Genomic DNA, 21985 nt, shown 5'->3' with positions numbered 1-21985 from the left:
CTCAGACACCCTGATCGCTCGTCCTTTGTATTGCGCGGCCCGTCGACGTCGACGGCTTTCTGTGATTCCAAGGTTATCGCGCGACGAATCCCGGTTGGCCAGGCATGGTAGTGCTATCCGTCACCCGCTGCCCGTCGATGAGCAGCCGAACCAGTCGGATGCGCTGGTTCTCGCCTCCGATCTGGTTGCTGGCCGACCCAGGCGATCCAGGCTGCCAACCACCCAAGCCGCGCCCGGGCCACCTCGTCGACCAAGATCGAGACACCGTCCCGGGCGAACGGCAGCGGTGAGAAGTGGCTGGTGGTCGCGGGGCGGCATCGACCCGTAACCGTCGCGGACCGGCGTTGGACACCGGCCTGCTCATCGATCCTCTCGGCCCACCCCGACAACCGGAGACTGCGTCCACTTATTTACCGGAGGATATTTACCGGAGGCAGTCTCCGGCTTCTGTCCGCAGCATTTGCACTCCCGGCCTCGTCACGGCGCTGATTTTCGGGGCGCGGTTAGGGTGGAACCGTGACGTCACGGGAGCCCGCCTGGGAGCCGGATGTATTGCCGGGGTTCTGGCAACAGACCATCGATGCAGGACCTGATCCCGACGGCGAAGGCGACCTGGTCGCCACGCTGGTACGCCGGGGTCCGGGCGCGGCGGCACCAGACGGGCAGGGCGGGTCTGGCCACGCCGTACTGGCATTGCACGGCTACACCGACTACTTCTTCCACACCGAACTCGCCGATCGATTCGCCGATCGTGGCTTCTCGTTCTACGCGTTGGACCTGCCCAAGTGCGGACGCTCCCGCCACGGCGGCCAGACCCCGCACTTCACCACGGATCTGGCGCGCTACGACACCGAACTCGAGCGGGCCCTGGCGGTCATCGCCGCCGACACCGGCAACGCCACGGTGTGCCTGTACGGGCATTCGGCGGGCGGGCTGATCCTGACGTTGTTCGCCGACCGGCTGCGCCGAAGCGGCCGATTGGCCACTCATCACGTCGGTGGACTGGTCCTCAACAGCCCGTTCTTCGATCTGCACGGACCGGCGATCCTGCGCACCGCGCCCACGTCGGCCGCCCTGATCGCCCTGGCCCGGCTACGCAAGCTGTCGGTGATCCGAAAACCCACCGAAGGCGGTTACGGCACCACACTGCACCGCGAGTACGGCGGCGAGTTCGACTACAACCTGGACTGGAAACCGTTGGGGGGCTTCCCTGTCACCCTCGGGTGGATCAACGCGATCCGCCGCGGACAGGCCCGCCTGCACCGCGGCCTGGACGTCGGCGTCCCGAATCTGATCCTGCGTTCGGACCGCAGCGTCACTGAATCCTCCGATCCGGCGGCGATGCAGCGCGGCGACGCCGTGCTCGACGTCCGTCAGATCGCGCGGTGGTCGGGTTGCGTGGGTAACCACACCACAGTGGCTCCGATCACCGACGCCAAGCACGACGTCTTCCTGTCAGTGGCCGACGCCCGCGCGGATGCCTACCGCGAGCTCGACCGTTGGCTGGACTACTACCTGAGCCTGCAAACCCGGCCGAGCACAACACCTTCCGGATAGGGAGCGCACATGGAGCATTACGACCTCACGATCATCGGCACCGGCTCGGGCAACAGCATTCTCGACGAGCGCTACGCCGGCAAGAAAGTCGCGATCTGCGAGCAGGGCACGTTCGGCGGCACCTGCCTGAACGTCGGCTGCATCCCGACCAAGATGTTCGTCTACGCCGCCGACGTGGCGGACACGATCCGTGCCAGCGCCAAATACGGCATCGATTCCCACATCGACAAGGTGCGCTGGCCCGACATCGTCGCGCGGGTCTTCGGCCGGATCGACCCGATCGCCGCCGGTGGCGAGGACTACCGCCGCAACGACCAGCACATCACGGTGTACGCCAGCCACACCCGGTTCGGACCCAAGACCGCCGACGGTCGCTACACGCTGCGCACCGAGGCCGGTGACGAATTCAGCAGCGATCAGGTGGTGATCGCTGCCGGATCCCGCGCCTACGTCCCGCCGGCCATCCTGGATTGCGGCGTCACGTACTACACCAGCGACGACATCATGCGTATCCCCGAACTGCCCGAACACCTGGTGATCGTCGGCGGCGGGTTCGTCGCTGCCGAGTTCGCCCATGTGTTCTCGGCGTTGGGCGTGCGGGTCACCATCGTGGTGCGTGGTGACTGTCTGCTCAGCCATTGCGACGAGACGATCTGCCGGCAGTTCACCGCGCTGGCCGCCGAGAAGTGGGACGTACGGACCCATGAGAACGTGATCGGGTCACACCACGAGGGCGACCAGATCGTTCTGGACCTCGACGACGGCAAGACGCTGCCCGCCGACATGCTGCTGGTGGCCACCGGCCGGGTCCCCAACGGGGATCTGCTCGACGCCGAGCTCGCCGGGGTGGAGGTCGACGAGGACGGTCTGGTCATCGTCGACGAATACCAACGCACCACGGCGCGTGGCGTTTTCGCCCTCGGCGACGTGTCCTCGGAGTATCAGCTCAAGCATGTGGCCAACCACGAGTCACGGGTGGTCAAGGAGAACCTCCTGCACGACTGGGACGACACCGACGCGATGATGCGCAGCGATCACCGCTTCGTGCCGTCGGCCGTGTTCACCGAACCGCAGATCGCCATGGTCGGGTTGACCGAGGAGCAGGCCCGCGACGAGGGCTACGACTTCGTCACCAAGATCCAGGCCTACGGCGACACCGCCTACGGCTGGGCGATGGAGGACACCACCGGCATCGTCAAGCTGATCGGCGATCGCGACACCGGCAGGATTCTCGGCGCCCACATCATGGGCTACCAGGCCTCCTCGATCATCCAGCCGTTGATCCAGGCGATGAGCTTCGGGCAGACCGCCGAAGAAGTTGCCCGCGGCCAGTACTGGATCCACCCGGCACTGGCCGAGGTGATCGAGAACGCGCTATTGGGCCTGACCGACTAGGCCCGCGCGGCCCACCGCTCCTCGATCCGGCCGAACCGCCAGATCCCCAGGGCCACAATCCAGCTCAATACAAAAAGCCCGACGATCGCGAATCCGACGAACTCCAGGTCCGCCGAACCGATGAATGCCAGCGGACCCGTGGTGATGCCCAGTCGCTCGACCAGCAGGCCGGCGAGGACGATGACGCCGATCACCAGCGCCACGATGACCGACAACACGGTGACCGTCAGGTTGTAATAGACCTTCCGGACCGGCTGCAGGAATGCCCAGCCGTAGGCCCGCGACATGAAGATTCCGTCCACGGTGTCGAACAGACTCATCCCCGCCGCGAAGAGCACCGGGAGCACGAGGATGGCGTACCAGGGCAACGTGAAGGCTGCCGCACCCGCGGCCAGCACCAGCAGTGCCACCTGCGTGGCGGTGTCGAAGCCCAGGCCCATCAGAAAGCCGACCGGGTACAGGTGCCACGGCTTGCTCACCCGCCGCATGAACCGGCCGAGCAGACGGGCCAGGAAGCCCCGCTGTTGAAGTTGACGTTCGAGCTCGGCCTCGTCGAACTGTCCACCACGCATGGCGCGGAAGATCTTGGCGATCCCGACGACGGCGAACAGATTCGTCAGGCCGATCAGAATGAGGAACGTCCCGGCCACCACCGACCCGATCAGCCCGAGGGTCTCCAACATCGGCGAATCCTCATTCTGCACCGGCCCGGCCAGCGCATGAACTCCGAACGCCAGCAGCAGGGCCAGCCCGAACACCACGCTGGAATGCCCCAGCGAGAACCAGAATCCCGCCGAGAGCGATCGCGTGCCCTCACCGACGAGTTTGCGGGTGGTGTTGTCGATGACGGCGATGTGGTCGGCGTCGAAGGCGTGCCGCACGCCCAACAGGTAGGCGGTGACACCGAGTCCGACCCCGAACACCCCGGCCGATCCCAGCGTGATGTGTTGCGGCGCAACCCCGAAAATCAGCACGCCCCAACCGAATACGTGCAACAGCAACACGACCGCGGCGACCATCGCGATCGAAGTCCAATCGGCGCGGTCGAATGGCTGCGGCTTCGTCGTAGTCACGTCGGGAACCGCGCCGGTGGTCATTTATCGAGCCTAAGACTGCGCCATATATCTGTCCAGATGAACAGATGAACACGGTTTCAGCCGTGCCGCGCTCCGATCCAGTGCAGCAGGTCATGCACCGTCTCATCGTCGAGGCGGTAATTCACGGTGCGGCCGACCCGGGTTGAGGTGACCCAGCCCTGATCCCGAAGTACCCGCAACGCCTGGGACACCGCGTTCTCCGAACGGCCCAGGGCCGTGGCCAGATCGCTGACACAGATACCCGGCGCCCGGTGCAGACCGAGCAGGATCTCCAGCCGGTGCGGGTCGGACAGCAGATCGAAGCGCTGCGCCCACCCCGAGGTGTCGACATCGGCCAGGGCCGACGACGCGCGCTCGACCTGGACCTCTTTACCGTGCTGGCCCACGGTACGAATCTAATCCAGAAAGCCGTGCAGCAAGGCCGACGATCCCCCGACATGGGCCAGCATGGCCGCGGCGGCCCGCTCACTGTCACCGGCCAGGATCGCCATCACGATCGCCTCGTGCTGTTCGTCGGAGTGGGCGATGTTGCGCGGCAGCAGCGGGATCTGATCCAGCAGGGCGTTGAGCCGCATCCGGTTCTCGGCGACCAGGGGCACCAGGGACGGGGACCCCGCCGCCTCGGCGATGGCCAGGTGCAACCGCGAATCCAGCCGGCGGTAATCGTCGGGTTCGGCGGCGCGGACGTCGGCCAGTCGCGACCAGAGCCCGTCGCGCTCGGCCGCGCTCAGGGTGCGTCCGGCCGCCATCCGCGCCGCTCCGACCTCCAGGATCTCGCGCAACCGCAACGCGTCATCGATCTCCTCGCGCGTCGGCCTCGGCCCGTCGGCGGTATGCCGGGGAAGTTCCTCGGCCAGGAAGGTGCCGCCGTACCGCCCCCGTTTGGACACCAGGTAACCGGCGTCGGCCAGCGATTTGATCGCCTCCCGAACCGTGTCGCGGCTGACCCCCAGCCGGGCGGCCAGCTCACGCTCGGGCGGCAACGACTCCCCGGGCCCCAGGACCCCCAGCCGAATCGTCTCCAACAATCGGCCGACGGTGTCCTCGAAGGCGTTGCCCAGCCGGACCGGGCGCAGCAGTGCACCCGCGGCCGCCTCCGCGGCGAGCCGCGAATCAGGCCCCGCGGCGGTCGGCTGCTGTGGATCCGGTTCAGCTGTCATGGCGAGCTATCAGGGTGTCACAGCGGTGTCACGTACGCGGAGCTGATCCCGCCGTCGACCAGGAAAGTCGAACCTGTGATGAACGACGAGTCGTCACTGGCCAGGAACGCCACCGCGGCGGCCAACTCCTCGGGCTCGGCGAAACGGCCCAACGGGATGTGCACCAGCCGTCGCGCGGCACGCTCGGGATCCTTGGCGAACAATTCCTGCAGCAACGGGGTGTTCACCGGGCCGGGGCACAGGGCATTGACCCGGATTCCCTGCCGGGCGTACTGCACCCCGAGTTCGCGCGACATCGCCAGCACGCCGCCTTTGGAGGCGGTGTAGGAGATCTGGGAGGTGGCCGAACCCATCACCGCCACGAACGACGCGGTGTTGATGATCGAGCCCTTGCCCGCGGGCACCATGTGGCGCAGCGCCGCCCGGCAGGACAGGTAAACCGATTTCAGGTTGATGTCCTGCACCCGCTGCCACGCCGGCAGCTCGGTGGTCTCGATCAGATCATCTTCGGGGGGCGAGATCCCGGCGTTGTTGAACGCGATATCGACCGAACCGAATGTCGCTGCCGCAGTGTCGAAGAGCTGATCGACAGCATCCTGGTCGGACACATCAACGCCGACGAACAATCCGTCGAGTTCCTCGGCGGCGGCCTCGCCCGCGACGGGGTCGATATCGCCCACCACGATCGTGGCGCCCTCGGCACGCAGCCGCCGTCCGGTGGCCAGGCCGATGCCGCTGGCACCACCGGTGATGACGGCAACCTTGCCGGCCAGTCGCTGGGTCAGATCCATTAAATGGACTCCTCTGCTCGATCTTCAATGGCGAAGAAGACATTCTTGGTTTCGGTGAAAGACAGTGGTGCGTCGGGTCCCAACTCGCGCCCCAATCCGGACTGCTTGAAACCCCCGAACGGCGTGTTGTAGCGCACTGACGAGTGCGAATTGACGCTGAGATTGCCCGCTTCCACCGCCCGCGACACCCGAAGTGCGCGCGAGAGATTGTCGGTCCAGATCGAGCCCGACAAACCATAGGGCGTGTCGTTGGCCAACGCGATGGCATCGGCCTCGTCGTCGAAGGGCAGCACGGTCACCACGGGGCCGAAAATCTCGTCGGTCACGGTGCGGTCGGTGCGCTGCGGCGTCAACACCGTTGGCGGGAACCAGAACCCGGGACCGTCCGGGGCGGAACCCCGGAACGCCACCGGGGCATCGTCGGGAACGTAGGACGACACCGACTGCCAGTGCGGACGTGACACCAACGGCCCCATCTCGGTGCCGCGGACGGTGGGGTCCCCCACGGCGACGCCCTTGACCGCCGGCTCCAGCAGCTCCATGAAACGGTCGTAGACACTGCGCTGCACCAGGATCCGGCTACGCGCACAGCAGTCCTGCCCGGCGTTGTCGAACACGCCGTACGGAGCGGTGGCCGCGGCCTTCTCCAGATCGCAGTCGTCGAACACGATGTTGGCGCTCTTGCCACCCAACTCCAGCGTCACCCGTTTGACCTGAGCCGCCGCCCCGGCCATCACCCGCATCCCCACCTCTGTGGATCCGGTGAACACCACCTTGCGGACGCCGGGGTGGGTGACGAACCGTTCCCCCACCACCGAACCCTTGCCCGGCAGCACCTGGAACAGCCCGGCCGGCAAACCCGATTCGATGGCCAGCTCACCGAGCCGGATCGTGGTCAGCGGGGTCCACTCGGCGGGCTTGAGCACCACCGCGTTCCCGGCCGCCAGCGCCGGGGCGAAGCCCCACGCGGCGATGGTCATCGGGAAATTCCACGGCGTGATGACCCCGACGACGCCGAGAGGCTCGTTGAACGTGACGTCCAAGCCACCGGCCACCGGGATCTGCTTGCCGCTCAATCGTTCCGGAGTGGCCGAGTAGAACTGCAGGACGTCCCGGACGTGCCCGGCCTCCCACTCGGCCTGCCCGATCGGGTGCCCGGAATTGGCCACCTCCAGGGCGGCGAGGTCTTCGATGTGGGCGTCGACGACGGCGGCGAACGCGCGTAGCGCGGCGGCCCGCTCAGCCGGGGCCAGCCGGGCCCATGCCCGTTGCGCCACGGCGGCACGCGCCACGGCGTCATCGACGGCACCCACGTCCAGGAGGTCGACGGTGGTCAGCACCTCCTCGGTAGCCGGGTTGACGACGTGGCTGGATGTCATGAGACCCTCTCAGTCGCATAGGTTCTGGCCGCGTCCACCACGGCGGTGAACAGGCGTAGGTCATCGAGGTTTTCTTCGGGGTGCCATTGAACGCCCAGCACGAATGCATCACCGGGTAGTGCCGGGTCACGTTCGACGGCTTCGATCACGCCGTCGGCGTCGCTGGCGCTGACCACCAGGCCCTCACCGAGCCGGTCGATCGCCTGGTGGTGATAGCACTGCGCGTCGGACGTCGCGCCGATCAGATCGGCCAGTCTGGTGTCGGGCACGGTGCGTACGGCCGAGGTGCCGAAGACCGCGTTGCCCTTCTGATGATGGGTGTGCCCGATCACGTCGGGCAGGTGCTGGTGCAGGGTGCCGCCCAGCGCGGTGTTGAGCACCTGCGCGCCCCGGCACACGCCGAGCACCGGGATATCGCGCCGCAGTGCGGCTTCCAGCAGCGCGAACTCCCAGGCGTCACGCTCGGCGGCCGGCTCGTTGGTGGCCGGATGTGACTGCTGTCCGTAGCGCTGCGGATCCACATCCGGGCCGCCGGTGATCACCAGACCGTCGACGCGGTCGAGCACCCGGTCGGCGATGTCGACGTCCACCGGCTGCGGCGGCAACAGCAGCGCAATACCACCGGCACGGGTGACGCCTTCGAAGTAGACCTGCGGCAGGAAGCTCGCCTGCACATCCCACACCCCGGTCTGCGCCTGCTGCAGATAGGTCGTCATGCCGATGATCGGACGCGCCCCCATATCAGAGCCGCTCAAAGCCACGCACCCTTTCCCAGTCGGTCACCGCGGAATTGAAGGCGGCCAACTCGATCCGCGCATTGTTCAGGTAATGCTCGACGACGTCGTCCCCGAACGCCGTGCGCGCCACCTCGGACTTCGCGAACAGCTCTGCCGCCTCGGCCAGAGTGGTCGGCAGCCGTTGCGCCCCACTGGCATAGGCATTCCCCGGCAGCGGGTCGGGAAGTTCCAGCTCGTGATCGATGCCGTACAGGCCGCCCGCGATCAGCGCCGACACGGCCAGGTACTGGTTGACGTCGCCGCCGGGCGCCCGGCATTCCACCCGCATACCGGACCCATGACCGACCACGCGCAACGCGCAGGTTCGGTTGTCCATGCCCCAGGCGATGGCGGTGGGGGCGAAGCTGCCGTCAGCAAACCTCTTGTAGGAGTTGATGTTCGGTGCGTAGAGCAGAGTCAGCTCGCGCAGCGTGGCCAGCTGGCCGGCGATGAAGCTGCGGAACATGGGCGACATCCCGTGCGGGCCGGACTCGTCGGCGAAGACCGGTGACCCGTCCTCACCACGCAACGAGATATGGATGTGACAGCTGTTGCCCTCGCGTTCATCGAATTTCGCCATGAACGTCAGGCTCTTGCCGTGCTGGTCGGCGATCTCCTTGGCACCGTTCTTGTAGATGGTGTGGTTGTCGCAGGTGGCGCGGGCATGGTCGTAGCGGAACGCGATCTCCTGCTGGCCCAGGTTGCACTCCCCCTTGACGCCCTCGCAGTACAAGCCGGCGCCCGCCATGCCCAGACGGATGTCGCGCAGTAACGGCTCCATCCGAGTGGACGCCATCATGGCGTAGTCGACGTTGTAGTCGGTGGCTGGTGTCAGGTTGCGGTAGCCCGCGGCCCAGGCCTCGCGGAATGTGTTGTCGAACACCATGAATTCGAGCTCGGTGCCAACATAGGGCACGAGCTTCCGCTCGGTCAGCCGGTCGATCTGGCGGTTGAGGATGCTGCGCGGCGCCTGCTCGACCGGGCGACCGTCCAGCCACGACAGATCCGCCATCACCAGCGCGGTGCCGGGCAGCCACGGAATCAACCGCAAGGTGCTGAAGTCGGCCGTCATCACCATGTCTCCATAGCCGGTGTCCCAGCTCGACATCGAGTAGCCGCCGACGGTGTTCATGTCGACGTCGACCGCGAGCAAATAGTTGCAACACTCCGCACCGTGGGCGGCGACCTCTTCGATGAACAACCGGCCGGAAACCCGCTTGCCGGTCAGCCGGCCCTGCATGTCGCAGAAGGCGACGATCACGGTGTCGATCTCACCCGCCGCCACCATTTGCTCCAGGTCGGCTCGTGCCAGCATGCCGGGGTTCTGGCTCATTGCGCACCCTCCTGCCCGTGTGGGACTCGGTGGCCAACCTGACGTCCAGCCGACCATTGCCTCGCCGATGACGTCATGATCGTGCACCGAATTAGCATGATTGTCACGCCCGAAAGGTAGGACAGCAGACCAATAACGTTCTATTGTCCGTGTGCAGACCGCCCACCGCCCTGCACACGAGGAGCCGCCATGCCCGAGGGGCACGAAGAACTCACCGAACACCTCAGTGACGACGAACAACATCTCGCCAAGCTCGGTTACGTCCAGGAACTGCAGCGGTCCTGGTCGGGATTCTCCAACTTCGCCATTTCGTTCTCGATCATCTCGATCCTGGCCGGTTGCTTCACCTCATTCGGGCTGGGCTGGAACAACGGCGGCCCGGCCGCCATCGCCTGGGGTTGGCCGATTGTCTCGGTCTTCATCCTGATCATCGGATTCTGTCTGGCCGAACTCGTCTCCGCGTATCCCACCTCAGGCGGAATCTATTGGTGGGCTTCGAAACTCGGCGGCCCCAAGGCCGGCTTCTACACCGGCTGGCTCAACCTGATCGGCCTGATCGCGATCCTGGCGTCGGTGTCCTACGGCAGCGCGACATTCCTGGACCTCACCCTGGGAACGTTCAGTGAATCCTGGCTGGCCGGCTACAGCCTGACCCGGGTGTTCATCATGTTCCTGATCATTCTGGCGGTCTCGGCTGTGATCAACATCTTCTCGTCACACCTGCTGGCCGTCATCAACAACGTCTCGGTGTGGTGGCACGTCGCGGGCGCCACCGCGGTGATCGCCATCCTGTGGCTGCTCCCGGACCAACACGCCAGCGCCTCCGACGTTTTCGCCAAGACCATCAACAACTCCGGGATCTTCTCCGGCTCCACCTCCGGTTGGGGCTTCCTGCTGTTCGTGCTGCCGATCTCGGCAATCCTGACGCAGTACACGATCACCGGATATGACGCGTCGGCGCATCTGTCCGAAGAGACCAAGAGCGCGGCCAATGCCGCCGCGAAGGGGATCTGGCAGTCGATCTTCTACTCGGCGATCGGCGGCTGGATCCTGTTGCTGTCATTCCTGTTTGCCGTGCAGAACTCCGACGAGGTGTCGGCCAACGGTGGAGCGGTGGCGACCATCTTCACCCAGGCGCTCGGATCGAAGTGGGCGGGCGTCGTGCTGCTGATCGCCACCGCGGGTCAGCTGTTCTGCACCACCGCCTGCCAGACCAGCGCCTCACGCATGCTGTTCGCATTCAGCCGGGACCGCGCGGTCCCCGGGCACCAGCTGTGGTCGAAGGTCAGCGCCAGCCGGGTGCCCGCCAACGCCGTCATCATCACCGCGGTGATCGCGGCGATCATCACCCTGCCGGCCATCGTGCCGGTGAAGATTCCGGTCAACGGTGTGGACGTGCCCTCACCGGTCGCGTTCTATGCCGTCGTCTCGATCGGCGTGGTCGGGCTGTACCTGTGCTTCGCGGTGCCGATCTACTACCGGTGGAAGACCGGCGACTCCTTCGAGCAGGGCCGGTGGAACATCGGCAGCAAGTACAAGTGGATGGCGCCGGTGGCGATCGTCGAGATCATCGTCACCTCGATCATCGCGATGTTCCCGACCTCGCTCGGCGGTATGCCGTGGGACCCGAGTTTCCAGTGGAAGTTCGTGAACTACACCCCGCTGCTGGTCGGCGGCGTGTTGGTGCTGCTGTTCATCTACTGGCACGTGTCGGTGAAGCACTGGTTCACCGGTCCGATCAAGCAGGTCGACGCCCCGACCGCCGAACTGCCGGGCTGATCATCCGAGCAGTTCGCGGATGTCGGACGCGGAGATGGTCGAGCCGAACAGATCCCCGTCATCGACCACCGCGGCGAACAGTGCCCGCTTGCGGTCCTGCAACGCGACCACCTTCTCCTCGATGGTGTTCTCCGCGACCAGTCGGTAGACGCTGACCGGCCGGGTCTGCCCGATACGGTGGGCCCGGTCGACGGCCTGAGCCTCAGCGGCCGGGCTCCACCACGGGTCGCACAGAAAGCAGTAGTCGGCGGCGGTGAGGTTCAGCCCGAATCCGCCCGCTTTCAGGCTGATCAGGAACACCTGCTTGGTGCCCGTACCGAATTCCTCGATGGCTCTGGCCCTTCCGTCGGAGTCGACCGAACCGTCCAGGTAGCTGTAGGCGATACCCGCGGAATCCAGGTGCGCCCGCACGATGGCGAGGAATCCGGTGAACTGGCTGAACACCAGCGCGCTGTGCCCCTCGGCGACCAGCTGATCGAGCTGTTCGACGAGGAAGTCGATCTTGGCCGAGCCCACCGCGCGAGCGGAGTCGTCGACCAAACCCGGGTGCAGGCTGAGCTGGCGCAGCAAGGTCAGCGACCGGAAGATCTGGAACCGGTTCTTCTCCCAGTCCCCCAGCAGCCCCAGCACCTTCTGCCGTTCCCGGGCCAGCCGCGTGTCGTAGATCTTGCGATGTTTGGCGCCCAGTCCGATGGTGAGCACCTGTTCGCTCTTCGGCGGCAGCTCGCTGACCACCTGACTTTTCGTGCGCCGCAGCAGTACCGGCTTGATCCGCCTGCGCAACACCGGCAGCAGATCATCGGCGGCACCCGATTCGATCGGCTTGCGGAAATACGTCTCGAACACCTTCGGCGACGGGAACAGCCCGGGCACCGTGATCGACAGCAGTGACCACAGCTCCATCAGGTTGTTCTCCATCGGGGTGCCGGTGATGGCCAACTTGAACGGCACGTCGAGCAGCCGCGCGGCCTGATGGGTCTTGCTGTGGTGGTTCTTCACGAACTGCGCTTCGTCGAGAACCATTCCGGCCCACTGGATTTGTGAGTACGCGGCAATATCCATGCGCAGCAGCGTGTAGGAGGTGACCACGATATCCGCCTCGGCCACCTGTTCGGCCAGTCCGACGGCTGCCCGTGCATTGGTCGAGGTGACCACCACCGCGTTCAGTCCCGGGGTGAACTTGCGGCATTCGGCCACCCAGTTGCGCGCCACGCTGGTCGGCGCCACGACCAGGAACCTGCCTGCGCCGCCGGCCACGGCACGCTCGATGAGCGCCAACGTCTGCACGGTCTTTCCCAGGCCCATGTCGTCGGCGAGCACCCCGCCGATCCCGTTGTCCCACAGGAACGAAAGCCAGTCCAGTCCATCTCGCTGGTAGTCGCGCAATTCGGCGTCGAGCCCCGCGGGCGGGTCGACGGGCACCGGAGGACGCGCCGCTGCCAGACGCGCCAGGTTGGCCCGCCACCGGGCGAGCTGCTCGTCGACGACACCGAGCTCGAGCAGTTCGTCCCACAGCGTGATGTTCATCGACGCGGCATTGACCCGGTCCCCGTCGATCTCGCCGAGCGCACGCGCCTCGTCGAGCAAGGCTCTCAACTGCGCCAGCTCGGGCGTGTCCAGCCGGAAGTACATGCCGGAAGGCAACAGCATGTGCGTTGCACCAGTGCTCAATTCGCGGATGAGCTCGGGCAGCGCCACTGTCTCGCCGTCCACGCTCACCGTGATGTTCAGGTTGAACCAGTCCCCCGGAACCGAGGTGTCACCCGAGAACGACAGCACCGGATCGGCGCCGGCGGCCCGGTACCGGTCATCAGCGTCGACCGTCAGGTCCGCGAAACAGTCCAGCTGCGGCAGGGTCTGATCACACAGCACCGCGGCCTCCACGAGGGTGAGAGTCACCCCGCCCAGCAATGTGCGCTGCGACGCCACCGCGACCGCGTCCAGGGCGCTCTGGGCATTGACGATGGCTCGCAACTCATGGACGGCGTCGGTGTCGAGCGTCGTGGTTATCCGGCGGTTGACATGTTGCGCCGCTTGATGTTTCCAGTCCTGCGCGGCGGCTGCGACCGCCTGCAACGCGGGCAGCACCCGCGGCCAGAGCGCCTGTTCGGCAGCGGCGTCACGGTATCCGATCAACCCGGCCGAAGACATCGGGTCGAAGTCGTGATGCTGATCGTTGACCTGGTAGCGCGTACTCCAGAACACCCGCGCGCCGCCGTCGACGGCCTTGACCGTCAGCGCGGGCATCGGGCCCGTGATGGCCGGCGGGACGAACAGGCCGTCGGCGACCTCCATGTCCACGCTGCTGGCCAGGCGCGGCAGGATGTCGACCGCGAGTTCGCGCGCCATGTCGGCCGGGATATGCACCTGCTCGTGATGGCCCAGCATCTCGGCCATAGTGCGTCCCGGCACCGGGTCGAAGGCGCCCAGGCGCAGCACCGAATCGGCGACCTGAAACATCCCGTGCGGAGCCGGCATCCCGATCAGCGCGACGCCGTCGGGGTCGCTGTCCTGCCCGTCGACGATCAGTGCCACCGACATCACGGCACCACCGCCCTCGGCCGCGAAGTCCAGCCGGAGGTGAACGTTCTTGACCAACTCGACCGCCCGGATGCCACTCGCGGTGTCGGCCAAGATGGTCACTCCCGCATCCAGCACCTCGTCGAGCCGGGACCACAGCGTGGCAGGCATTCCGTTGAGCACCATCCCCTCGCTGCCGTGCGGCGGGGAGTACCGCACGACCTCCGACAGCAGCGCCCGCACGGCCCGGTACTGGTCGCGGTCGAACTCGCCCGGGTCCGGGTAGTCCACGAGGCGCCGCCAGGTCAGTGCCCGGCCGATCCAGGTGCCCCGTTTCCCCAGGGACAGCGGGCGCAGCATCAGCAGGGCGCCCGGGCGGTAGCGGGTCGGGGCACCGACCGAGAATTCCAGCGCGATCGGTTTGCCGCCGCCGTCGGGAACGGCGACCTCGTCGAGCACTTTGTCGAGCACATAGCGCCATCGCTCCACCGGCGAGTGGGCCGGGTCCGGGGGTGCGGCCGTCAGAACCAGGGCGACCGCATGTTTGCAGAACGACCCCACGGGGCACGAACACAATGCCCACTCGACGACAGCCCGGCTTCCCGGCGACAGGCCGACCTCAAGGACGTACAGCTGACCATGCGAACCGACACACCGTCCGCGAAGCAGACGCTCGCCGTCATCGAACTCGATGTCACGGATCCGACCCTCGGCGGCATAGCGTTCACCCCGCACGGTCGACTGCGCGCCGAAATCACGAATCAGCTCGTCACGGGCTATCCCGAAGCCGAATCCAGGCCTCATGTGAGGAGAATAGGGCCACGCTCCGACATGTCCCGGTCACACCCCCGACACACCGCGGGTAGCGCGCCGCCGCCGGATCCTGTGTAGGGTCGAACTGATGTGTGGAGCCGCCGGGGAGGTGCGTCTCGATGGCCGGACACCGGATATTTCAGCGGTGTCGGCCATGGCAGACGCGATGGCACCCAGGGGTCCGGACGCGGCCGGTGTTTGGTCGCAAGGCCGGGTCGCACTGGGTCACCGCCGCCTGAAAATCATTGACCTGACCGAAGCGGGCGCCCAGCCCATGGTCGATCCCGAACTCGGGTTGACCGTTTGCTGGAACGGCTGCATCTACAACTACCAGGAGCTGCGCCGGGAACTGTCCGGACACGGTTACCGGTTCTTCTCCCACAGCGATACCGAGGTGTTGCTGAAGGCCTATCACCACTGGGGCGACCGGTTCGTCGAGCACCTGATGGGGATGTTCGCCTTCGCGATCGTCGAGCGCGACACCGGCCGGGTGCTGCTGGGCCGCGATCGGCTGGGCGTCAAGCCGCTCTACATCACCGAGGACACCCACCGGATCCGGTTCGCGTCATCGCTGCCCGCCCTGCTGGCCGCCGGTGGCGTCGACACCCGGATCGATCCGATCGCGCTGCACCACTACCTGACGTTCCATTCGGTGGTGCCGCCCCCGTTGACCATCCTGCAGGGCATCAAGAAGGTGCCGCCCGCGTCGGTGGTCGCGATCGAACCGGACGGCAGCCGGCACACCACGGTCTACTGGTCGCCGGACTTCACCCGGCACGCCGACCGGGCCGACTGGTCGGAAAAGGATTGGGAGGACGCGGTACTGGAGTCGCTGCGGCGCGCGGTCGAGCGCCGGCTGGTGGCTGACGTGCCCGTCGGATGCCTGCTGTCCGGCGGCGTCGATTCCAGTCTGATCGTCGGACTGCTCGCCGAGGCCGGCCAGCACGGCCTGTCCACCTTCTCGATCGGTTTCGAGTCCGTCGGCGGGGTGGCCGGTGACGAGTTCAAGTACTCCGACATCATCGCCGAGCATTTCGAAACCGACCATCACCAGATCCGCATCGGCACCGACCGCATGCTGCCCGCCCTCGACGGTGCGATCGCGGCGATGAGCGAACCGATGGTCAGCCATGACTGCGTGGCCTTCTACCTGCTGAGCCAGGAAGTGGCCAAGCACGTCAAGGTGGTCCAGTCCGGCCAGGGCGCCGACGAGGTTTTCGCCGGGTATCACTGGTATCCGCCGATGGCCGAACCGGGCGCGGCCGACCTCCACGGCGCTGTGGCCAGCTACCGCGGCGCGTTCTTCGACCGTGACAGCACCGGGGTGAGCGCGCTGATCAGCGACGGTTACCGGGCCGACGGCGATCCCAGCGGGGTATTCGTCAGCGATCATTTCGCCGCGGCGGGCGCACAGACCGGCGTGGACCGGGCGTTGCGCCTGGATACCACCGTGATGCTGGTCGACGATCCGGTCAAGCGGGTCGACAACATGACCATGGCGTGGGGCCTGGAAGGCCGGGTGCCGTTCCTCGACCACGAACTCGTCGAGTTGGCCGCCACCTGTCCGCCGGGCCTGAAGACCGCGCATGGGGGCAAAGGTGTGCTCAAACAGGCTGCGCGCCGGGTGATTCCGGCGGCGGTGATCGATCGCCCGAAGGGCTACTTCCCCGTCCCGGCACTGACCCACCTCGAGGGGCCGTACCTGGATATGGTCCGCGACGCGCTGTATGCACCGGAAGCCAAGGAGCGCGGTCTGTTTCGCCCCGAGGCCGTCGACCGTCTACTCGCCGACCCGAACGGCAGGCTGACCCCGCTGCGCGGCAATGAGTTGTGGCAGATCGCGCTGCTCGAGTTGTGGTTGCAGCGCCACGGGGTGACGGGGGCTGCGGCGTGACCGCCACTGACCATGACTCGTCGGAAGCCTCATTGGGGTCCGACCACACCGAGGCGATCACGCTCGGCCTGCACGATGCCTCACCGCAGCACCTCATCGATGCCATGGCCGATGATGTGGTGCTCGAATTAGGCTGGGGCCGGCTGATTTTCGGACAGACCTTCGCCGATCCCGAGCAGCTTGCCGAGGTGTTGCAGCAGGAGGGGCCCGGCCGGCGGGACATCTGCATCTACGCCCGCGAATCGCACGTGCTGATCGCCCGCTCCCCCGCTGAGCTGTTCATCGATCCGAGCCACACCTACCGGCTGCGGTTCACCGACGAATTCACCGCCGCCGAACCCGTCGGGTTCACCGTGCGCACCCTGCAGACGCCGAGCGACGCCGACGCGATGAACCGCGTGTACGTCCGGTGCGGGATGGTGCCCGCACCCGTCGACGTCATCTGGCACAACCACACCCTGACCCCGGCGGTGGTCTACCTGGTTGCGGTACGCGACGACGACGGCAGCGTCGTGGGCACGGTCACCGGCGTCGACCACAACCGGTTGTTCGCCGACCCCGAGGACGGGTCGAGCCTGTGGAGCCTGGCCGTGGACCCGGCCGCCGGACTGCCCGGCGTCGGGGACGCGCTGACCCGGACCCTGGCCGGGTTCTTCCGCGAGCGGGGCCGAGCCTACCTGGATCTGTCTGTGGCCCATGACAATTCCGCCGCGATCGCGCTGTACGAGAAGCTGGGTTTCCAGCGCGTCCCGGTGCTGGCCGTCAAACGCAAGAACGCGATCAACGAGCCGCTGTTCACCCATCCTCCGGAAACGGTCGACGATCTGAACCCGTACGCGCGCATCATCGCCGACGAGGCGATGCGTCGCGGCATCCGGGTCGAGGTGCTCGATGCGGGCGCGGGCGAAATGCGGCTGTCCCACGGCGGGCGCACAGTCATCACCCGAGAGTCGCTGTCGGAGTTCACTTCTGCGGTGGCGATGGCCCGCTGCGATGACAAGCGGCAGACCCGTCGGATCGTTTCCGAGGCGGGCATCTCGGTGCCCAAGGGCAGGCTGGCCACCTTCGACCGCGAGGACCACGACTTCCTGTCCGAGGTCGGCGATGTGGTGGTCAAGCCCACCCGTGGCGAGCAGGGGAAGGGCATCACCGTCGGCGTGGACGGCAGCGATGAACTGGATGCCGCACTGCACCGGGCCCGCGAGCAGTACCCGGAGGTGCTGATCGAGCAGCGGGCCGCCGGCGACGATCTTCGTCTGGTGGTCATCGACGGCAAGGTGGTGGCCTCGGCGATCCGCAGGCCCGCCGAGATCGTCGGCACCGGTAAGCACACCGTGGGCGAGCTGATCGAGACGCAGTCGCGGCGCCGCGCGGCGGCTACCGGCGGCGAATCACGCATCCCGATCGACGACGTCACCGTGGGAACGGTCGCCGAGGCCGGCAGGTCGTTCGATGATGTGCTGCCCGAGGGGGTGCACCTGCGGGTACGGCGAACGGCCAATCTGCATCAGGGCGGGACGATTCACGATGTCACCGCGGAGGTGAATCCCGAATTGTGCCGGGTTGCGGTGACCGCGGCCGCGGCGATCGGTATCCCGGTGACGGGGATCGACCTGCTGGTGCCCGATGTCACGGGCCGCGAGTACGTCTTCATCGAGGCCAATGAACGCCCCGGGCTGGCCAATCATGAGCCGCAGCCCACGGCCGCGGCGTTCGTGGATTTCCTGTTCCCGCAGCAGCCGGGTTTGCCGCAAGCCTGGACGCCTTCGGAGGCGGCTGACTGAGCGCTCGCGCGAAGGCAGGCCTGGGCCGTCACCAACTGCTGGTGCGCAGCACGATCTCGGCCGCGAGCTGTGCGGTCGAGTCACCGGCGTTGCGTCGTCCCGCTATCTCCACGAGCCGGAAGTCGCCGTACACAAAGCGCTGGCTGGCCTTGGCGACGGCGCGGGCCGCGGGAGAGCTGACGAGCACGGTGGTGTTCATCTCGACCGGCGGGCATTCGTCGTCGCGGATCGTCCCCGTGGCGTCTGCGACGCGAGGGTGGCCACGATCCACCACCACCAGACCGATGAACTTGTCCAGCCGGGTCGCGGCCAGCTCCCAGGCGAGTTCTCCCCCGAGCCGGTCGCCGACCAACAACGCCCATTTGATGTTGAGCGAATCGAGAATGCCGACCACCGACTTGGCGGTCAGCCGTGGATCCGGACCGATGATCACCGTGCGCAGTGACGCGGTGTGCAGGCGCCGGCAGATCGGCTCGTATGCGGCCGGGCCGTGGTGGCCGGCGCTCAGCACTACCACGGTGGAACCCTTCTCGGGGCCCGAGACGTCGACGGGTGTGGTGAATCCGTCGATCGTCGCGACGGTGGTAAGCATTCGGCCAAACTACCGTCCAGTAGCGACGGGCGGGCCGGAATCAACATTGTCTTGACGCCCGCGTCAGTGAGAGGCAAGCCGCTCGGCCTGGGTACCGAAAACGTCCAGAAATGTCTGCGGCAATGCACCTTTGGCGACAATCGACGGATCCTGCGTGGGGAACGCAATTCCGAAAACAGCCCAGTTGCCGACATTTTCGAATGCGAAGAAGATGCTCTGTGCCCTACCGCCCAGCTGCATCGTCTGCTGATAAACCAACGCTGACGCACGCGGTGCGGTCAGCTTGGTGGTGGTCATCGGGATGCCCTTGTCCGCCGGATCGAAGTAGGTGGAGAACTGGGCGCATCGCTCTGCCGTGGCTGCCAACCTGTCCAGCGGCAGCGGCGAGGCCATCACGGTCAGCACCATCCGCGCCCCGTCGTAGGCGGCGATGATCTGCGCGGCGCTGCCCGGGCCCCGCTCGGCCGATTCGGCGATCACCCTCGTCAGCCCGTCGCTGCAGCCGACCGGGGTGGAAAGCATCGGTGGCGGGCCGCCCGGACCGCCCGGCCCTGTGCCATCGTCGGTGACGCGATCGACCTGCACGCCGGGCGGGAAGTCGGTGGGTGTCAGCAATACCTTCTCCAGGGTGGCGCCCGGCCAGGTGGGCGTGCCGACGATCACCGGCGCGCAGCCGGACACCACGAGCATGGCGAGCAGGCCGGCCGGAGCTGCCACCCATCGATGGCACCGAGTCATCTGCCCAGGTTACCGAGGTGGGCCGACGAGCGCAGTGCTCATAGTGGGCCGCGGTGGCGGCCCGTGCTCCACGAGGTCCATCACGGCACCGATGTCGAGATGGGCTGCCAGCAGGTCGGCCATCAGGTCAAGCTGCGCATCGCGGCGCCCCTGCACGTCGGTGTCTCCGGCAACCACGAACCCGCCACGGCCGGCGCTGTCAGCGATCTCGGTGAGCCAGGCCCTGCGCAACTGATCGTTGTCGAGCAGACCGTGCCAGTGGGTGCCGTAGACCGCGCCGTGGCGCAGCCCCACCCCGAGCCAGTCATCGGCCGCCGCGCGGGTCACCTGGCCGTGATGAATCTCGTAGCCCCACAAGGGCTTTTCCCAATGCCGGAGGGTCTTCTCGGCGGCGAACTCGATATCGGCGTCCAGCAGACCCAGGCCCTCGACGGATTCCAGGCTTGAGGATTCGACCGCGTCGTCGATGCGACGGCACAGCATCTGGAACCCACCACACACACCGAGCACGGGCCGGCCCTGCGCGGCGTGCGTGAGGATCGCCTCGGCCAGTCCGCGTTGGCGCAACCAGGCCAGATCGTTCACGGTGGCCTTGCTGCCGGGGATCACCACGAGGTCCGCGCCGGCGAGATCGGCGGCATCGGCGACCCACCGCACCAGGACTCCGGGTTCACATGCCAGTGCCTCGATGTCGGTGGAGTTGGAGATGCGGGGCAGTCTGATGGCAGCGACGGTGAGCGTCTGCGCGCCGCGGGGCGCTTGCGGGGTCCCCACCACGCCTCCCGGCCGGACCGACACGGAATCTTCTGTGTCGAGCCAGATTCCGTCGTCGAACGGGACCACCCCGTAGGTGGGGCGGCCGGTCAGATCCTGGAGCTGGCGCAATCCGGGTTCCAGCAGGGCGGGGTCACCGCGGAACTTGTTGACGATGAATCCCGCGATGAGCACCTGGTCCTCGGGCTCCAGGACGGCCACGGTGCCATGCAGGTGGGCCAGCAGGCCGCCGCGGTCGATGTCGCCCACCACGACCACCGGCAAGTCCGCGGCGCGGGCCAGCCCCATGTTGGCCAGGTCAGTGGCGCGCAGATTGATCTCGGCCGGCGAGCCCGCGCCCTCACAGATCACCACGTCGAATTCAGATCTCAGTGAGGCCAATTCCTCGGCGACGACCGTCGCGAGCCGGTCCCGGTGGGTGAAGTAGTCGCCCGCGGCGACGGTTCCCGCCACTTGTCCGCGGATCACCAGCTGCGAGGTTCGGTCCCCGCCCGGCTTGAGCAGGATCGGGTTGAACCGGGTGCTGGGCGCCAGCCCGGCGGCACGGGCCTGCATGGCCTGGGCGCGGCCGATCTCTCCGCCGTCGACGGTGACCGCCGAGTTGTTCGACATGTTCTGCGCCTTGAACGGCGCCACGGACAGGCCCTTGCGGGCAAGAAGCCGACACAGCCCCGCCACCACCATCGACTTACCGGCGTCCGAGGTCGTCCCGGCGACCAGCAGCGCTCCGCTCACGGTGCGTTGTTCACGGCAGCGTGAGGATGTCAGCGCCGTCCTCGGTGACCACGAGTGTGTGCTCGAACTGAGCGGTCCACTTGCGGTCTTTGGTCACCACGGTCCAGTCGTCGTCCCAGATCTCGTAGTCCAGCGACCCGAGATTGATCATCGGTTCGATGGTGAAGGTCATGCCCGGTTCCAGCACGGTCTCGACCGCGGGCTGATCGTAGTGCAGCACCACCAGCCCGTTGTGGAACGTGGTGCCGATGCCGTGGCCGGTGAAATCACGGACGACGTTGTAGCCGAACCGGTTTGCGTAGGCCTCGATGACCCGGCCCACGATCGACAGCGCGCGCCCGGGCTTGACCGCCTTGACGGCCCGCATGGTCGCCTCGTGGGTGCGCTCGACGAGCAACCGGTGTTCCTCGGAGACGTCGCCGGCCAGGAAGGTGGCGTTGGTGTCGCCGTGGACTCCGTCGATGTAGGCGGTGACGTCGATGTTCACGATGTCGCCGTCTTCGATCACGGTCGAGTCCGGGATGCCGTGGCAGATAACCTCATTCAGCGAGGTGCAGCAGGATTTGGGAAACCCCTTGTACCCCAGGGTCGATGGGTAGGCACCGTGATCGATCATGTACTCGTGGGCGATGCGGTCCAGTTCGTCAGTGGTGACGCCGGGGGCCACGGCCTTGCCCGCCTCGGCCAGAGCCGCCGCCGCGATCTGACCCGCGACGCGCATCTTCTCGATCACCTCAGGGGTCTGCACCCAAGGTTCGCTGCCCTCGTGCACAGTGGGCTGCCAGGCGTACTCCGGTCGTGGGATCGACTTGGGAACCATCAGGGTCGGTGAGAGCACGCCGGGGCTCAGGGCGGTACGAACTGGCAT

General features: G+C 66.8%; 17 protein-coding genes. 5 read left to right on the top strand and 12 right to left on the bottom strand.

Annotation, left to right across the window (positions count from 1 at the left end; genetic code table 11):
* The first annotated feature begins 516 nt into the window (after positions 1-516).
* Positions 517-1557 carry an alpha/beta hydrolase gene (locus tag EYZ64_RS12570; RefSeq protein WP_135453727.1) on the top strand — a complete coding sequence of 347 codons (1041 nt, stop codon included), beginning with the start codon at positions 517-519 and terminating at the stop codon, positions 1555-1557.
* A 9-nt stretch (positions 1558-1566) separates the two neighbouring features.
* The gene (gene mtr / locus EYZ64_RS12565) at positions 1567-2952 is read left to right on the top strand and encodes a mycothione reductase (RefSeq protein ID WP_135453726.1); all 1386 of its coding nucleotides are present in this window, start codon (positions 1567-1569) and stop codon (positions 2950-2952) included.
* Here mtr and nicT read toward each other — a convergent pair.
* From nicT to EYZ64_RS12530, 7 genes are read right to left on the bottom strand one after another with little or no spacing between them, the layout of a single operon-like run.
* Positions 2949-4049, bottom strand: coding sequence for a Nickel transporter NicT (gene nicT / locus EYZ64_RS12560; RefSeq protein ID WP_135453725.1), 1101 nt, complete (start codon positions 4047-4049; stop codon positions 2949-2951). The genes mtr and nicT overlap by 4 nt on opposite strands.
* 56 nt (positions 4050-4105) lie before the next feature.
* The gene (locus tag EYZ64_RS12555; protein ID WP_210115503.1) at positions 4106-4435 is read right to left on the bottom strand and encodes an ArsR/SmtB family transcription factor; all 330 of its coding nucleotides are present in this window, start codon (positions 4433-4435) and stop codon (positions 4106-4108) included.
* A gap of 9 nt (positions 4436-4444) precedes the next feature.
* On the bottom strand, positions 4445-5209 hold the full coding sequence (locus EYZ64_RS12550; RefSeq protein ID WP_135453723.1) for a FadR/GntR family transcriptional regulator: 765 nt from the start codon (positions 5207-5209) through the stop codon (positions 4445-4447).
* Between the two features lie 17 nt (positions 5210-5226).
* Positions 5227-6000, bottom strand: coding sequence for a 3-oxoacyl-ACP reductase (locus EYZ64_RS12545; RefSeq protein ID WP_135453722.1), 774 nt, complete (start codon positions 5998-6000; stop codon positions 5227-5229).
* Positions 6000-7379 (bottom strand): aldehyde dehydrogenase family protein, encoded by a 1380-nt coding sequence (locus EYZ64_RS12540; protein ID WP_135453721.1) that lies wholly within the window; start codon positions 7377-7379, stop codon positions 6000-6002. Before EYZ64_RS12540 ends, EYZ64_RS12545 begins: the two co-directional genes overlap by 1 nt.
* A complete protein-coding gene (locus EYZ64_RS12535; protein WP_210115648.1) occupies positions 7376-8119 on the bottom strand; it encodes a gamma-glutamyl-gamma-aminobutyrate hydrolase family protein in 744 nt (247 codons plus the stop codon). The genes EYZ64_RS12540 and EYZ64_RS12535 overlap by 4 nt, the downstream gene beginning before the upstream one ends.
* A gap of 1 nt (position 8120) precedes the next feature.
* Positions 8121-9488: a glutamine synthetase family protein gene (locus EYZ64_RS12530; RefSeq protein ID WP_135453720.1), complete on the bottom strand. Its 1368-nt coding sequence runs from the start codon at positions 9486-9488 to the stop codon at positions 8121-8123.
* Between the two features lie 189 nt (positions 9489-9677).
* On the opposite strand from EYZ64_RS12530, the gene EYZ64_RS12525 reads away from it, so the two are divergent.
* Positions 9678-11267 (top strand): amino acid permease, encoded by a 1590-nt coding sequence (locus tag EYZ64_RS12525; RefSeq protein WP_135453719.1) that lies wholly within the window; start codon positions 9678-9680, stop codon positions 11265-11267.
* Here EYZ64_RS12525 and EYZ64_RS12520 read toward each other — a convergent pair whose 3' ends face one another.
* The gene (locus EYZ64_RS12520) at positions 11268-14591 is read right to left on the bottom strand and encodes a DEAD/DEAH box helicase (protein WP_135453718.1); all 3324 of its coding nucleotides are present in this window, start codon (positions 14589-14591) and stop codon (positions 11268-11270) included. It abuts the gene before it with no gap.
* A gap of 97 nt (positions 14592-14688) precedes the next feature.
* Here EYZ64_RS12520 and EYZ64_RS12515 point away from each other — a divergent pair, with 97 nt between their 5' ends.
* Entirely contained in the window at positions 14689-16494 is a 1806-nt protein-coding gene (locus EYZ64_RS12515) for an N-acetylglutaminylglutamine amidotransferase (RefSeq protein ID WP_135453717.1), read from the top strand.
* Positions 16491-18278, top strand: coding sequence for an N-acetylglutaminylglutamine synthetase (gene ngg / locus EYZ64_RS12510; RefSeq protein ID WP_210115502.1), 1788 nt, complete (start codon positions 16491-16493; stop codon positions 18276-18278). The genes EYZ64_RS12515 and ngg overlap by 4 nt, the downstream gene beginning before the upstream one ends.
* Positions 18279-18306: 28 nt before the next feature.
* Here the strand turns inward: ngg and EYZ64_RS12505 are convergent, their stop codons facing one another.
* From EYZ64_RS12505 to map, 4 genes are all read right to left on the bottom strand, one after another.
* Positions 18307-18870, bottom strand: coding sequence for an alpha/beta fold hydrolase (locus tag EYZ64_RS12505; protein ID WP_135453716.1), 564 nt, complete (start codon positions 18868-18870; stop codon positions 18307-18309).
* 63 nt (positions 18871-18933) lie between these two features.
* Positions 18934-19608, bottom strand: coding sequence for a hypothetical protein (locus EYZ64_RS12500; RefSeq protein ID WP_167857807.1), 675 nt, complete (start codon positions 19606-19608; stop codon positions 18934-18936).
* Between the two features lie 9 nt (positions 19609-19617).
* The gene (locus tag EYZ64_RS12495) at positions 19618-21117 is read right to left on the bottom strand and encodes a cobyric acid synthase (RefSeq protein WP_135453715.1); all 1500 of its coding nucleotides are present in this window, start codon (positions 21115-21117) and stop codon (positions 19618-19620) included.
* Between the two features lie 10 nt (positions 21118-21127).
* Positions 21128-21985 carry a type I methionyl aminopeptidase gene (gene map, locus EYZ64_RS12490; RefSeq protein ID WP_135453714.1) on the bottom strand — a complete coding sequence of 286 codons (858 nt, stop codon included), beginning with the start codon at positions 21983-21985 and terminating at the stop codon, positions 21128-21130.

The organism is Mycobacterium sp. DL99 (assembly GCF_004762045.1).
GTDB lineage: Bacteria > Actinomycetota > Actinomycetes > Mycobacteriales > Mycobacteriaceae > Mycobacterium.
Note: the sequence above shows the minus strand (reverse complement) of the source record. Positions and strands in the feature narration are given on the sequence as shown.

What these genes read in the sequence shown, in the direction of transcription:
- EYZ64_RS12540 (WP_135453721.1), bottom strand. Translation starts at nt 7,379, where the DNA reads ATGACATCCAGCCACGTCGTCAACCCGGCTACCGAGGAGGTGCTGACC.
- EYZ64_RS12520 (WP_135453718.1), bottom strand. Translation starts at nt 14,591, where the DNA reads ATGAGGCCTGGATTCGGCTTCGGGATAGCCCGTGACGAGCTGATTCGT.
- EYZ64_RS12545 (WP_135453722.1), bottom strand. Translation starts at nt 6,000, where the DNA reads ATGGATCTGACCCAGCGACTGGCCGGCAAGGTTGCCGTCATCACCGGT.
- EYZ64_RS12525 (WP_135453719.1), top strand. Translation starts at nt 9,678, where the DNA reads ATGCCCGAGGGGCACGAAGAACTCACCGAACACCTCAGTGACGACGAA.
- mtr (WP_135453726.1), top strand. Translation starts at nt 1,567, where the DNA reads ATGGAGCATTACGACCTCACGATCATCGGCACCGGCTCGGGCAACAGC.
- EYZ64_RS12535 (WP_210115648.1), bottom strand. Translation starts at nt 8,119, where the DNA reads ATGGGGGCGCGTCCGATCATCGGCATGACGACCTATCTGCAGCAGGCG.
- EYZ64_RS12505 (WP_135453716.1), bottom strand. Translation starts at nt 18,870, where the DNA reads ATGCTTACCACCGTCGCGACGATCGACGGATTCACCACACCCGTCGAC.
- EYZ64_RS12550 (WP_135453723.1), bottom strand. Translation starts at nt 5,209, where the DNA reads ATGACAGCTGAACCGGATCCACAGCAGCCGACCGCCGCGGGGCCTGAT.
- EYZ64_RS12500 (WP_167857807.1), bottom strand. Translation starts at nt 19,608, where the DNA reads ATGACTCGGTGCCATCGATGGGTGGCAGCTCCGGCCGGCCTGCTCGCC.
- EYZ64_RS12515 (WP_135453717.1), top strand. Translation starts at nt 14,689, where the DNA reads ATGTGTGGAGCCGCCGGGGAGGTGCGTCTCGATGGCCGGACACCGGAT.
- EYZ64_RS12530 (WP_135453720.1), bottom strand. Translation starts at nt 9,488, where the DNA reads ATGAGCCAGAACCCCGGCATGCTGGCACGAGCCGACCTGGAGCAAATG.
- nicT (WP_135453725.1), bottom strand. Translation starts at nt 4,049, where the DNA reads ATGACCACCGGCGCGGTTCCCGACGTGACTACGACGAAGCCGCAGCCA.
- map (WP_135453714.1), bottom strand. Translation starts at nt 21,985, where the DNA reads ATGCCAGTTCGTACCGCCCTGAGCCCCGGCGTGCTCTCACCGACCCTG.